This window comes from Lysinibacillus sp. NPDC097279 (assembly GCF_044761745.1).
In the GTDB taxonomy this organism is placed as follows: Bacteria; Bacillota; Bacilli; order Bacillales_A; family Planococcaceae; genus Lysinibacillus.
In genome coordinates this window covers 114,894-128,754 of the sequence record NZ_JBIWDA010000007.1, presented here as the reverse complement: position 1 = coordinate 128,754, position 13,861 = coordinate 114,894, and the positions used below count along the sequence as shown (strand labels likewise).

General features: G+C 36.7%; 14 protein-coding genes. 8 read left to right on the top strand and 6 right to left on the bottom strand.

The features are described 5' to 3' along the window. Nucleotides 1–81: 81 nt before the first annotated feature. Nucleotides 82–267 carry an SE1561 family protein gene (locus ACIQ1H_RS20525; RefSeq protein ID WP_173479575.1) on the top strand — a complete coding sequence of 62 codons (186 nt, stop codon included), beginning with the start codon at nucleotides 82–84 and terminating at the stop codon, nucleotides 265–267. A 42-nt stretch (nucleotides 268–309) separates the two neighbouring features. Here the strand turns inward: ACIQ1H_RS20525 and ACIQ1H_RS20520 are convergent, their stop codons facing one another. Further along, nucleotides 310–1,110: a YwqG family protein gene (locus ACIQ1H_RS20520; protein WP_402891511.1), complete on the bottom strand. Its 801-nt coding sequence runs from the start codon at nucleotides 1,108–1,110 to the stop codon at nucleotides 310–312. A 226-nt stretch (nucleotides 1,111–1,336) separates the two neighbouring features. Between ACIQ1H_RS20520 and ACIQ1H_RS20515 the strand changes: the two genes are divergently transcribed. Further along, on the top strand, nucleotides 1,337–2,878 hold the full coding sequence (locus ACIQ1H_RS20515; protein WP_173479577.1) for a fumarate hydratase: 1,542 nt from the start codon (nucleotides 1,337–1,339) through the stop codon (nucleotides 2,876–2,878). Nucleotides 2,879–3,221: 343 nt separating this feature from the next. After that, nucleotides 3,222–5,126, top strand: coding sequence for a heavy metal translocating P-type ATPase (locus ACIQ1H_RS20510; protein ID WP_402891508.1), 1,905 nt, complete (start codon nucleotides 3,222–3,224; stop codon nucleotides 5,124–5,126). Nucleotides 5,127–5,408: 282 nt separating this feature from the next. On the opposite strand, the gene ACIQ1H_RS20505 is transcribed toward ACIQ1H_RS20510, so the two are convergent. After that, a complete protein-coding gene (locus ACIQ1H_RS20505) occupies nucleotides 5,409–6,332 on the bottom strand; it encodes a YihY/virulence factor BrkB family protein (RefSeq protein WP_402891505.1) in 924 nt (307 codons plus the stop codon). 24 nt (nucleotides 6,333–6,356) lie between these two features. Then, entirely contained in the window at nucleotides 6,357–6,683 is a 327-nt protein-coding gene (locus ACIQ1H_RS20500; RefSeq protein ID WP_173479580.1) for a YtxH domain-containing protein, read from the bottom strand. 180 nt (nucleotides 6,684–6,863) lie between these two features. On the opposite strand from ACIQ1H_RS20500, the gene ACIQ1H_RS20495 reads away from it, so the two are divergent. Further along, nucleotides 6,864–7,085 (top strand): DUF1128 domain-containing protein, encoded by a 222-nt coding sequence (locus ACIQ1H_RS20495; protein ID WP_173479581.1) that lies wholly within the window; start codon nucleotides 6,864–6,866, stop codon nucleotides 7,083–7,085. A 64-nt stretch (nucleotides 7,086–7,149) separates the two neighbouring features. On the opposite strand, the gene motB is transcribed toward ACIQ1H_RS20495, so the two are convergent. Continuing rightward, nucleotides 7,150–7,926, bottom strand: a complete 777-nt coding sequence (motB, locus tag ACIQ1H_RS20490) for a flagellar motor protein MotB (protein WP_402891503.1) — start codon at nucleotides 7,924–7,926, stop codon at nucleotides 7,150–7,152. Then, nucleotides 7,910–8,713 (bottom strand): flagellar motor stator protein MotA, encoded by an 804-nt coding sequence (gene motA / locus ACIQ1H_RS20485; protein ID WP_340822322.1) that lies wholly within the window; start codon nucleotides 8,711–8,713, stop codon nucleotides 7,910–7,912. The genes motB and motA overlap by 17 nt, the downstream gene beginning before the upstream one ends. 198 nt (nucleotides 8,714–8,911) lie before the next feature. Here motA and ACIQ1H_RS20480 point away from each other — a divergent pair, with 198 nt between their 5' ends. The 3 genes from ACIQ1H_RS20480 (at nucleotide 8,912) to ACIQ1H_RS20470 (ending at nucleotide 11,167) form a co-directional block, all read left to right on the top strand. Next, complete coding sequence (locus ACIQ1H_RS20480) at nucleotides 8,912–10,147, top strand: aminopeptidase (RefSeq protein WP_402891500.1); 1,236 nt, start codon at nucleotides 8,912–8,914, stop codon at nucleotides 10,145–10,147. A gap of 142 nt (nucleotides 10,148–10,289) precedes the next feature. Continuing rightward, a complete protein-coding gene (locus ACIQ1H_RS20475; protein WP_255639589.1) occupies nucleotides 10,290–10,424 on the top strand; it encodes a hypothetical protein in 135 nt (44 codons plus the stop codon). Between the two features lie 182 nt (nucleotides 10,425–10,606). Then, nucleotides 10,607–11,167, top strand: coding sequence for a beta-class carbonic anhydrase (locus tag ACIQ1H_RS20470; protein ID WP_173479585.1), 561 nt, complete (start codon nucleotides 10,607–10,609; stop codon nucleotides 11,165–11,167). Between the two features lie 121 nt (nucleotides 11,168–11,288). On the opposite strand, the gene ACIQ1H_RS20465 is transcribed toward ACIQ1H_RS20470, so the two are convergent. Continuing rightward, nucleotides 11,289–12,365, bottom strand: coding sequence for a helix-turn-helix transcriptional regulator (locus ACIQ1H_RS20465; RefSeq protein WP_402891497.1), 1,077 nt, complete (start codon nucleotides 12,363–12,365; stop codon nucleotides 11,289–11,291). A 141-nt stretch (nucleotides 12,366–12,506) separates the two neighbouring features. On the opposite strand from ACIQ1H_RS20465, the gene ACIQ1H_RS20460 reads away from it, so the two are divergent. Beyond that, entirely contained in the window at nucleotides 12,507–13,256 is a 750-nt protein-coding gene (locus ACIQ1H_RS20460) for a class I SAM-dependent methyltransferase (protein WP_402891494.1), read from the top strand. The last annotated feature ends 605 nt before the right edge of the window (nucleotides 13,257–13,861 follow it).

The following is a 13,861-nucleotide window of genomic DNA, read 5'->3' as shown; positions in this document are numbered from 1 at the left end:
GCTAAGTCCTAGGTGTTAACCTAGGCATTGAAATTTAGTCCCAAATCAGCTACTATGTAAGGGACGAAATGAGGTGTATGCATGTCAAAGCCAATCACGGATAAAGAACAACAAGTGACTTACTTAAAGGAACGTCTTGAAATGTTTTTAGAAGTATTAGATGCCATCGACCCAGAAAAAACTGAATTACAAGATATTGATCGTTTAATTCAAATGATGGATGATTTAGAAGATAAAATGGAGCAATTCAACGCTCGTGAACAATAATACCAATGAAAAGCAAGCGAGCAATCTATGCTCGCTTGCTTTTTAATGACAATCCCAATTGTACACTACATTGCTAAAATCTCTATTTTTTAGTTCTTCCTCTGTAATGAAGAAATTGCCAACACCGCAATCTCCCCACATAATATGATCGCCTTCACTATCTATTTGAAGTAACATCGTTGTTGAATCTGTATAATCACCGTATGCTCTAGGGTCTTCCTGTGTGAAGAAAGGATATCCCCCCATTTTATGTCCATCACCAGTTAATACATCATATAATACATCTGTCAGCTCCTCATCTTCTTCAGTAGCTTCTACGATGCTTGCATATAATTCATTGCTTCTAAAATCATCCATAGATAAAGGCTCATATTTTGCTTTAAAAGACAAGCCCATTTCCTTTTCTACTGGAAAATACATTTCTTCTTCTGCATTTTCTATAAATGAAAAATCTTGAATAAGCTGCGATTCATCATTGACGATTGTATCGTGGAAAATAACTCGAAAACCATTTTGATTTTTCCCATTATCGAAATCCATTCCTAATACATCATCATAACCATCAATATAAAATTGCAATATCCCCTCATTAGGGAAATGAGGTAAGTGCTTAGGTACATCTGCAAAATTAATTTGTGCTAAAAGCTTTAATGGTTGTTGGTCCTCATTTTTTGGATATTCCTTAGAAAGTGGAAAATACGGATTACCTGCAAACTTACTTTCAAATAATGTCGTTTCCTTTTCTTGCGTTTCAATTACAACAACAGGTTTCATTGTTCCTTCTATTATATTTCGAAATTGCTCAACTTCCTTTGGTAACTTCAACGATATTGTTTCAGACATGAAATATCCTCCTTAAAATAAAGTTAATTCTATTTTAGAACAAATGTTCCTTACATTCAATTACTATTTTCTTTGAACATTTGAAGGTTTATCAGTAAACATTACACATTCTATATTAATAATCGCTAATTCCTACCACAATTAGATGGACTCTTTTTTTCATTAGTGGAAAAGAGTATAATGGTTCGTGGAAATCATCAAATTTTCATTGGGGGGCAATATCAAAATGAATCTTCAAACTTTGGAGAAAAGTCTTTACAATTTAATTACTGAAACATCAACAAACTTACCAAAAGATGTACGTCGTGCCATTAAAAAAGCTAAAGAAGCTGAAAATGCTGGTACTCGCGCAGCAATGAGTTTAGAAACAATCTCAAATAATATTATTATGGCAGAAGACAATGTATCACCAATCTGTCAAGATACTGGTCTACCAACATTTAAAATCTACACTCCTGTTGGTGTAAACCAATTAGAGATTAAAGAAGCGATTAAAAAAGCGATTAACGATACAACTGCTGATGCAAAATTACGTCCTAATGCCGTTGATTCTTTAACTGGTGCAAACAGTGGGAATAACCTTGGTGATGGTCTGCCAGTTATGAAATTCGAGCAATGGGAAAAAGATTATATTACGATTAAATTAATTCTTAAAGGTGGCGGCTGTGAAAACAAAAACATCCAGTATAGCCTACCATGTGAACTAGAAGGTCTTGGCCGTGCTGGTCGTGATTTAGATGGTATCCGTAAATGTATTTTACACTCTGTTTATCAAGCACAAGGACAAGGCTGTTCTGCTGGCTTTATCGGTGTAGGTATCGGTGGCGATCGCTCTTCTGGATATGATTTAGCAAAAGAGCAATTATTCCGTCATGTAGAAGATACAAATTCAAATCCTGATCTTGCAAAATTAGAAGAATATGTGGTGAAAACTGCAAATACATTCGGTATCGGTACAATGGGCTTCGGTGGTGAAGCAACATTACTTGGCTGTAAAATTGGCGTAATGCACCGTATTCCCGCTTCATTCTACGTATCTGTAGCATATAACTGTTGGGCATACCGTCGTATGGCAGTCGATATTAATCCTGAAACTGGCGAAATCATCAACTGGCACTACCAAGAAGGTGAAAAAATTACATTTAAAGAAGATGAAGAAGTTGCTGCAACAACAGATGAAACTTTAACAAATGTAGTAGAGCTAACTGCTCCAATTACAGAAGAACAAATTCGTTCACTTAAAGTAGGTGACGTTGTAGCTATTACGGGCCGTATGTACACTGGCCGTGATGCAATTCACCATCATTTAATGAGCCATGATGCACCAGTTGATCTTAACGGTCAAGTTATTTATCACTGTGGTCCTGTAATGGCTAAAGATGAAGAAGGTAACTGGACAGTGAAAGCTGCTGGTCCAACTACTTCTATTCGTGAGGAGCCATACCAAGGCGATATTATGAAAAAATTCGGTATCCGTGCTGTTATTGGTAAAGGTGGTATGGGTCCAAAAACACTTGCTGCTTTAGGTGAGCATGGTGGTGTTTACTTGAATGCAATTGGCGGTGCTGCTCAATACTACGCAGACTGCATTAAAGGTGTAGATGGTGTAGACTTAATGGAATTCGGTATTCCAGAAGCTATGTGGCATTTAAATGTTGAAGGGTTCACAGCTGTTGTAACAATGGACTCTCACGGTAACTCACTTCACGCTGATGTGGACAAATCTTCTCTAGAAAAACTTGCTCAACATGCAGAAAGAGTTTTCTAATCTAGCAGAACATTTTTCACATAAAAGATTTATCTAATGCGCACACAAAATATAAAGGCACAGAATATTCCTAGAGAATATACTGTGTCTTTTTCTGTTTTAACGCATGTTCAAGATGGGTAAAACAATAAACAGTTTGTTGAACACATTATTATATTTAATTGAGATTGGTCCTATTCCATTACCTCGAAAAGTTATTGCTTTCATTTTCCAAAAACCTTTGTTATAATAATTCTAAATTAGAAAAGACGTAAATGAAAGTGATTATCAACTACGTAAATGTTGTTACTTCCTTATTTAATAAGGGTTTTGATATTGATTTTCATTATCAGGGGGGATATAGATGGAATACTCTAATCGAGAAAATATAAGTTTAATTGAGAATGTCAAAGAACATGCTGAACTAATTGCTGCCATTATGGCAGGATTATTTATTTTGCTTGCATGGCGTTTAGATTCAAATGATCAAACAACAGCTTCTGTCTTATTATATATTGTTGCTTTTTGTGTCGGAGGATTTGCTAAAGCAAAAGAAGGCATTGAAGAAACACTAGAAGAAAAGAAATTGAATGTAGAACTACTAATGATATTAGCTGCCATCGGTTCAGCAGCTATTGGCTATTGGACAGAAGGCGCAATTCTTATTTTCATATTTGCTGTTAGTGGTGCTCTCGAAACATATGCTATGAACAAAAGTCATCGCGAAATTTCAGCACTTATGAATTTACAACCTGAAGAGGCTTGGCTAGTACGTGGCGGATTTGAACCGTTGAAAGTTGCTGTCTCCACATTAAAAATTGGCGACCATTTACTGATTAAACCAGGTGAGCGTGTCCCAGCAGACGGTATTATTATTAAAGGACAGTCGTCTATAGATGAATCAGCAATTAGTGGTGAGCCACTACCTATTGCCAAATTAAAAGGTGATGAAGTATTTGCAGGGACAGTTAACTTAAATGGTGCCATTACGATGGAAATGACGAAACCAAATTCCGAAACATTATTCCAAAAAATTATTATGCTTGTACAAAATGCTCAAAGCGAAAAATCACCTTCACAGCAATTTATCGAAAAATTTGAAGGCACTTATGTGAAGTTCGTATTACTATCTGTAGCGCTTATGATGTTCCTTCCCCACTTTTTACTCGGTTGGGATTGGACGACGACATTTTATCGAGCAATGGTGCTCTTAGTTGTTGCCTCCCCTTGTGCTCTCGTTGCCTCAATAATGCCTGCAACATTAGCAACTATTTCAAATGGCGCTAAAAACGGTGTGCTATTTAAAGGTGGCTTGCACTTAGAGCATCTAAGTGTATTACGTGCATTAGCTGTCGATAAAACAGGGACTCTTACACAAGGAAAACCAGTCGTTACTGAGTTTATCGTACGCGAAGGCATTAATCGAGAAGAAGCATTAGCACTTCTTGCGGGTATTGAAGCACAGTCCAATCACCCATTAGCCCAAGCAATTACAAGCTACGCAAGAGCACAACATATTTCACAGTTTGCGCAAGCTACGATTGAAGATATCCCTGGTTGGGGCATGAAGGGCTATGTTAATGAAACAGAGTATCTTATTGGTAAACCTGATTTTGTAGGTGAGGATGAAGCCAATGCTTTTGCGAATAACGCTTTAGCAAAGCTTACTTCAGAAGGTAAAACGGTAATTTTCATGCGTGACAATGAAGGCATTGTCGCACTTGCTGCATTAAAAGATACGGTTCGTGATGAAGCAAAGAAAGCCGTCTCATTATTAAAAGAATTGGGTATTGATGTCATCATGCTTACTGGCGATAATGAAAAAACAGCTAAGGTTATTGCGAAAGAAGCTGGCGTCACAGAATACGTTGCAGAGTGTCTTCCTGATACAAAAGTTACGGAAATGAAACGTTTACTTAATCAACATAACTTTGTTGGGATGGTTGGTGATGGCATTAATGACGCACCTGCATTAGCAACAGCTACTACAGGGATTGCCATGGGAGAAGGTACGGATGTTGCTTTAGAAACAGCAGATGTTGTGTTAATGAAAAATGACTTATCAAAAATTGCTTATGCAGTACGCCTATCCCGCAAAATGCAACGAATTGTTAAACAAAACATTTTCTTTTCAATCGGTATCATCATCTTGCTTATTGCCTCTAACTTTTTACAAGCTGTCGATTTACCACTAGGTGTTATCGGACATGAAGGTAGCACAATTCTTGTTATATTAAACGGCCTACGAATGCTTAATAAAAATGTATAGAAAAAAGCGCTGAAGTGTCAGGCACTCAAACAATTTACCAGACACTCTGTGATTTACCAAGTAAAAATCCACGGAGACTCCTGCGGGAACAGCAACAGTTGTAAGACGTAACAAACCGCGTGACAGCGAGGGTTGCGGCTTACACTGTGCCCGCGGAAAGTGTAGTGGATTTTTACGGTATAGGAGCAGATTTTATGCTAACAAAATATTCACGGATAGCGCGCATCAACGGTTTGTCTGTACTATAAAAGGGTGGTCTCAAACTGAGACCACCCTTTTTCATTATTTGATAGCACCTTCCGCTTTTAGCAAGGCTCTTTTTTGCATAGTGGCATTTAACACACCACCAAAAATTAAAATCATCCCTGTAAAATACAGCCATAGCATTAAAATAATAACGCCACCAATACTACCGTATGTAGCAGAATAGTTTCCAAAGTTACTAATATAAAAAGAAAAACCATATGTCACAACGAGCCAAGCAAGCGTTGAAAAAATGGCACCTGGCCATACACCCATAATTTTTAATCGTGGGCTTGTATTTGGTACTAACCAATAGATTGCCATCAACACTAAAAAGATAAGTAATGGTGGCATGGACCATCGAATATTACGCCAAAGAGATTCAAACTCATCTTCAATGCTAACAATCGAAAACAAGAAGTGTCCAATTTGTTGTCCAAAGACAGGTAATAGAAGAGCTACTGCAATTACAATTACTAAAGCAATCGTAAATACAAGGGACAGTCCTCTGTCCACAAAACCTACCCTACCTTCAGTATCGTAGGCTTTATTTAAAGCTCTTATTAATGCATTTATTCCTTTTGATGCAGACCATATCGTCCCAAGTACCCCGATCGATAATAAACTACTATTACGATTTGTTAATACTTCTTTTAGTGTACTTTCAATCAGCCTATATACTTCATCAGGCATTAAATTGACTAAAAACGAATAAACTTGCGTCGTCTCTAGGTTTAAGTATGGCAATAGGGTAACAAGGAAAATTAATAGGGGGAAGAAAGAAAGTAAAAAGAAATAAGCAAGTTGTGCGCCAAGAGCTGATATTTCAACACGTTGTATGCGAAGCATTAAATCTTGAATAAAGCCCTTCGATGTCATCACATCTACCGCATCTTCATCTGGTGAGAAAAAAGATTTCACCTCACCAATCGTTGAATGTATTGATGCTTTTCTCTTTTCCATTTAATCCCCTCCGTTTAATACAGCTTATTCTTTATCTGGTGAAGTAAAAGCTGATTTGGTATCACTAATCATACCTTGAATTGTAGAAGGCAATTCTTTAAACTCATCAACTTTCTCGGCTAGCGTGTTCACATTTTCTGAAACGCTATCGCATAGTACTTTTGCTGCTAATACCTTTTCTTCAATAAGGTCTTGCAATTCACTTCGATGTGAGGCGTAATAAGATACCGCTTCTTTCATCTTTTTTGTTGTAGCGACTGTTTTTTCTCGTGTAGTTCGATCAAACATGCTTATTGCAGCCCCTACAGCTGCCCCTACAACGATTGATGCTAGTAATTTACTTTGTCCCATATTTTATATACCCCCTGCTTGTTTAATGATATTCCCATTTTTAAAATAACTAAACAGCTTACTGCCCTTATTCTACCCAATAACAGTGCATTTTTAAAGCAACGCCCAATTACAGTGTTGACATTTTTTTTATTCAATGAAATGATATTGGCTAGGATTATGAAAGGTAGGTTTAATTGAATGGATTTATCAGTACCGTCAAAAGAAAACGTTATTTATATGGTCGAACAAATGAAAGATAAGCTCCGCATGGTAAACGTAGATGCTATGAAATCAGAGAATTTTGATGAAGCAAATTATGAAGATTTAGTCTATCTGTACGAAATGGTAATGAAACGTGACACATTTAGCCCAAGCGAAATGCAAGCTATCGTTGCTGAATTAGGGTCTTTACGCAAATAATGGTACAGGCATTAAAAAAGCTATTAGCAAGGACTTCAAGTCTTTCGCTAATAGCTTTTTTTAATTACTGCGCGTTTATCGCAGCAGAACCGTCTTCAGCAACAAGTGGTTGAATTAACACTTCGACACGACGATTTTTTGCACGACCTTCAGCCGTATTATTTGGTGCGATGGCTTTATATTCACCATAACCTTTTGCACTAAAATAAACTGGATCAAGATTTGAGTTACTATCCACTAAAATTTTCAAGAAGTTCACAGCACGCATAACCGATAATTCCCAGTTTGAAGCAAATTCAGGACCTGTTTGAGGCACATTATCGGTATGACCAGTAATGACAATACTACGAGCAGGATCAGATACTAACACACCTGCAAGTTCCTTAGCGATTGCATTATACTCTGGCTTAATGGTTGCTCTCCCTGGATCGAACAAGATGCTATCACGAATCGTAACAAGCAATCCTTCATCAGTCATTTCAGTTGCAAACTGACCTTCCATCTCATTTACTGCAATAAAATTATCTACACTATCTTTAATTTCAGCTAGCTCCTGTTGATCCTTTAAATACGCAGAGTTTTGCTGAGGTTGTTGCGGTGTTTGATCATTATTTGCATCAGGTGTTGGCATTGGCGATGGCTGTTCTAAAAAGCTCGTACCACCATCAAAAACCTGATTAAACACTGCCGATAAACGCTCTAATTTTTCTTGGTCAACTGAACTGGATGCAAAAAGTACAATAAATAACGCCAGTAATAACGTTAAAATATCAGCATATGGTACTAACCAAGACTCATCAATATGCTCTTCATGCTTTTTTTTCTTAGCTTTCTTTGCCAAGGCCGCCCGCCCCGCTTTCACCCGAAATTTGACGACGCTCTTCCATCGTTAAATAAGAAGATAATTTTTGTTCAATAACACGTGGAGCTTCCCCTTCTAATACAGAAAGGATTCCTTCAATCATCATACGTTTTTGCTTCACTTCAACTGCTGATTTACGTTTTAACTTATTGGCAAATGGATGCCATAGTACGTAACCTGTAAAGATACCTAATAATGTTGCCATGAAAGCAGCTGAAATGGCATGTCCTAACTTATCAATATCGTTCATATCTGCTAACGCTGCGATTAACCCTACTACCGCACCGAGTACCCCTAATGTCGGGGCATATGTACCTGCTTGTGTAAAAATGGCTGCGCCACTTGTATGTCGGTCTTCCATCGCTTCTACTTCTTCCGTTAATACGTCACGAATATAATCTGCGTTTTGACCATCAATTGCTAATGTAAGACCATTTTTCAAAAATGGATCTTCAATTTCTGAAGCCTTACTTTCTAACGCTAACAAACCTTCACGGCGTGCTAAATCGGCCCATTGTGAAAACATTTTAATGATTTCAATATCATCCGCTAGTTTTGTTTCTTTAAAAAGAATTTTAAACAGCTTTGGCACCCGCTTTAATTCCTTCATTGGAAAGGCAATTGTTACAGCAGATATTGTACCGAAGATGATAATTAAAATAGCCGCCGGGTTATAAAAGGCACTTAAATTTACACCTTTTAACACCATCCCTGTTAACAGGGCGATAAACGCTAATATTACCCCTACTACTGACGATAAATCCATTCTCGAACCTCCAAATCTTCTATCCTACTTATTTTCGTCCAATTTTCCATATTTTAAATAAAGATATTATATAGTATAAATGTATTTCACTAATTTTTCGATGAAATAAATGCTTTTTATTCACATTTCGACCATATTTGATTATATTGAATTAAGAATAATACACTAAATTGTCTATAATCGAGAGGGGTTAAGAATTTGTTATTATCATTTGACACAAAATTACTAAGATATGCCGAATTAGCCGTGAAAATAGGAGTAAATATCCAGAAAAATCAATACCTATATATGAGTTGTTCGACCGATAACTTAAAATTAGCAGAAATAATTACTAAAATTGCCTATGAAAATGGTGCAAAACAGGTTTTTGTCGATTTATCGGATGATAAACTTGTTCGAACACGCTATGAAAAAGCTCCAAAAGACTCATTCGATTTCTTCCCGCCATGGAAAATACAAGAACGTGAATGGCTTGCTGAACAAGGTGCTGCCTTTTTAAGTATCGTTTCGCAAAATCCTGACCTTTTAAAGGATATAGATCATGAAAAAATTATGACTTTCCAAAAAGCCTCAGGTAAAGCACTAGTAAATTATTATAATATGCTACAGGCAGACAAATTTAGTTGGACAGTTATCGCAGCTCCTTCTAAATCTTGGGCAGCTAAAGTATTTCCACAACTACCCGAAGAACAACAAGTTGATGCATTATGGGAAGCCATTTTTACTGCAACACGCATTGATCAAGAACAACCTGTCGGCGCATGGAAAGCTCACGATTTACAGCTACATGATAAAGCTGACTATTTGAATGGGAAGCAATATAAATCCCTTCGCTATACAGCGCCAGGAACAGACTTAACAATTGAATTACCTGAAAAGCACGTATGGACAGGTGGTAGTAGCGTCAATATACAGGGGCAGACATTTATGGCGAATATGCCAACAGAGGAAGTTTTCACAGCACCGTTAAAGACAGGCGCGAATGGCTATGTATCCAGTACGAAGCCTTTAAGCTATGGGGGCAATATTATCAATAACTTTAAATTAACATTTAAAGATGGTCGCATCGTCGATATTCAGGCTGAGCAAGGGCAAGAAATTTTAGCCTCGCTTGTAGCGACAGACGAAGGGGCTCATTATCTTGGTGAAATAGCACTTGTGCCCCATCAATCACCTATCTCGCAATCTGATTTATTATTTTACAATACATTATTCGATGAAAATGCTTCTAACCATTTAGCGATAGGTAGAGCTTATGCATTTTGTATAGAGGGCGGCAAAGAAATGTCTTCGGATGAACTACTGAAACATGGGTTGAATCAGAGTCTAACTCATGTTGACTTTATGATTGGCTCTGCTAAAATGGATATTGATGGAATTACAATTGATGGTCAAATCGAACCAATTTTCCGCGATGGTAACTGGGCATTTTAAGACAATAGTCGTTCCTGATAATATTATTCTAGTCTAGGTATCTTATGGATGTCATAAATTATCCTTACATTTTCCTAGCAACCTATTGTATAATTAATGTAGTTCTTATAGTAGATTATTTAAGTAGAGAGGAGCTTTTATAATGTTCATCACAACTGTAGTTGGCTTCACAGCCGTATTATTAATTTCTCTTGGATTTTTCATTCATTACCTACAAGTTGGCTTAGATTCTAAATCTTCAGTAACTGTAGACCCACTACCAAAAGAAAAATATTAATTCATAATCAAAACAGCTACTTTACGTAGCTGTTTTTTTGCATTTACGGATTGCCTTAGGATTCGCTAATTAACTAAGCAAACTTCTTTTTTTTTCATAAAATTGCATGAATATTGTTATTATTATTTGCATATTTACGTTTTTGCTCTAAAATATTTCTGTAGGGAAGGGAGCAAACTTTCATGACAATGTTAAAAGATATTTTAAAGTTCAATGAAGATTTCGTTCAAGAAAAAAAATATGAGCCTTTTATTACAACAAAGTACCCAGATAAGCGTATCGTTGTTTTATCTTGTATGGACACGCGCCTTGTAGAACTATTACCAAAAGCGATGAACTTAAGAAACGGCGACGTAAAAATTGTAAAAAGTGCTGGTGCTTTAGTAAGTCACCCATTTGGTGCAGTAATGCGTAGTTTACTTGTTGCTGTTTATGAACTACAAGCTGATGAGGTGTATGTAGTTGGACATTACGACTGTGGTATGAGCGCAGTTGATCCAGATGCAATGCTTAGCAAAATGGTTAACCGAGGTATTAAACCAGAAACGATTAAAATGATGGAATACTCGGGAATTGATTTAAAAGACTTTTTACGTGGTTTCGGCGATGTAGCGACTAGCGTTAAGAAAAGTGTCGATACCATTCGTAATCACCCACTAATGGTACAAACTGTACCTGTTCACGGTTTAGTAATTGACCCGAATACTGGTCGTCTTGATTTAATCGACGATGGTAGCAAATAATATACACACATTACTGAGCTTATTTAGAGCTCACTGTTCTTTTGGCAGACAATCATTCAATATATAATAAAAAATGTGTCTATCGTATCGAAAGGTCGAATGATAGACACATTTTTTTATCTTATTTGATTTTATTGATAAGCTGTAAATATTGTAAATCACCATAGCCTACTGTTGAAAATAGGACAAAACATTGCTTCAACAATTCGGCTGTTGGCAAGTCTTTATTTTTGGTAATAAATTTTACTACTGCATTATCTTCGTTTAACATATCCAAATAGATATTAATGGCCTGATACATTACAGGTAGTACGTCGTTCGATGGCTTATTGTGGTTAATCATTACTTCCTTGTATACTGCATTATAATGCCCTAATTGCAGTTCCGTTTGATTAACTTTAAACTCGTCCTCTCTGAAACTATTTAAGAACACTTTCCCCTTATAGCCTGACTGTTCAAGATAAGATAGTATTGTAAGAAGGTTCATTTGGCAAAACATGTCTTCACCAAACCATAAAACGATATATTTATACTCTTTGTTAAAAAGATTGTCTAATGGAGCAATAACCTTTTGAATATAATTCTCTACGGAATTATGGTGTCCATCAGCGCGCTCGTTTATAAATGCTTTACTAAAAACTTGTGGTGTAGTAGCGTTTACACACATAGCTTCGTTAAATGGAGCGTAATCACAATCTTCCATTAGCCTATTATTCTTAAATTCCTCATACATCATTTGTCCATTCAAAATGTTAAGTACGTCCCTCTCAAATAACTCCTTATTCGTATTTTGTAACCTTTCTATTTCAGTTGTTTGATTACTATGCATTTCACACCATTTCCCGTCTTTATTCATAGTAAGTTTAACAATGGACTGAACAGGCATTTTGTTAAGTTGATATTCTTTAGGATTGATTCCAAAAACAGCTTTAAATGCTCTGCTATATGCTTCCTGCGAAGAATAATCGTACTCAAAGGCGATGTCCACTATTCTCCTGTTCATCGCCAAATCTTCTGTAGATAAATACAATCTTCTAAGATGAATATACCGTCGTATACTAATACCTGTTACTTGGTGAAATTTAAAAGAGCAATAGTAAGGCGAATAGCCCATGAAATTAGCAAGTTTATTCAAAGAGAATTGATTTTTTAAATTACCTTCAATCCACTCAATCATCAATTGGATCTGTTCATCCATTTGTCTCACCCCCAAATAAAATTATAAATAGCATCCATTTCTTTTATATGATAATTCTTGTGTTTTTTTAAAATACTTTCAATTAAATTATGTATAATATTTCTATAAATAGAAAAATAATTAATTTCACAGGAGGAACATATGCAATCCTATCATTCTATTTCAGCAGAAGTTTATAATCTTGATAAACCAATTGGAAGTTCTTTTGGAGATGTTGAATACTATAGCGAAAGACTTTCACAGGTAAAAGGAAAAATATTAGAGCCAGCCGTTGGAACGGGGCGTATTTTAATTCCATTACTTGAGCAAGGGTTGTCAATCGAAGGGTTTGATTTATCTGAAGAAATGTTAACTTATTGTCGAGACAATTTAACACTGGCAAATAAAGAAGCAAACATCTTTCTAGCCGATATGGAGACCTTTCAGTCAGAATCCCATTATGAAGCAATTATTCTCCCTGCAGGAACATTTTTGTTAATTGATGATGATGACAAAGCTATGCATATACTAGCTAATTTTTATCATCATTTAAAACCAAATGGCAGATTAATAGTCGATTTATTTTTACAACCAGAATTTAGCGAAGGTAGCTCACATTATCGAACGTTTACAAACAAACAAGGTGAATTGATTACATTACAAATAACACAATCTGAAATGAATCATATCAAACAAACGACTACTTCCCATCATCGCTATGATAAATGGAAAGATGGTACCTGTATCGACAGCGAATTTGAAATTTTCACATTGAAATGGTATGGGATCAATGAATTTAAAAGGCTTTTAATGCAAATTGGCTTTAAAGATATCGTTATTTCAGCAGACTATAGCTATCAGCAATACCCTACAAACCGAAATCAAGTCATTACATTCGAAGCTATTAAATGACTGGTCGATGCGCCAAAAGAGCATGTGGTCTTTGAAGAATAAGTAGTTGGGAGCGAAGGCGGCGACTCCTGCGGGAACGCACAGCACGTAAGAAGCAACAGACCGCGCGTTAGCGAGGATTGCGGCTTACGGTGTGCCCGCGGAAAGCGCCCGCCGTAGCGCACAACAACGGCATAGAATTAAAAAGCAAGAGACATATCCGTTTTTGTGATTTTTCACTATATAAAATGAATGTCGTTCGCTATTTTTTCTTTGCCGATATTTTAAACTTAGCAGTGCGTACTAATTGTTGAGAGCGAAGGCGGCGACTCCTGCGGGAACGCACAAAACGTAAGACGCAACTGTCCTCGCGTTAGCGAGGGTTGCGGCTTACGGTGTGCCCGCGGAAAGCGCCCGCCGTAGCGCACAACAACGGCATAGAATTAAAAGGCAGGAGACATATCCGTTTTTGTGATTTTTCACTATAAAATGAATGTCGTTCGCTATTTGTTCTTTGCCGATATTTTAAAATTAGCAGTGCGTACTAATTGTTGAGAGCGAAGGCGGCGACTCCTGCGGGAACGCACAAAACGTAAGACGCAACTGTCCTCGCGTTAGCGAGGGTT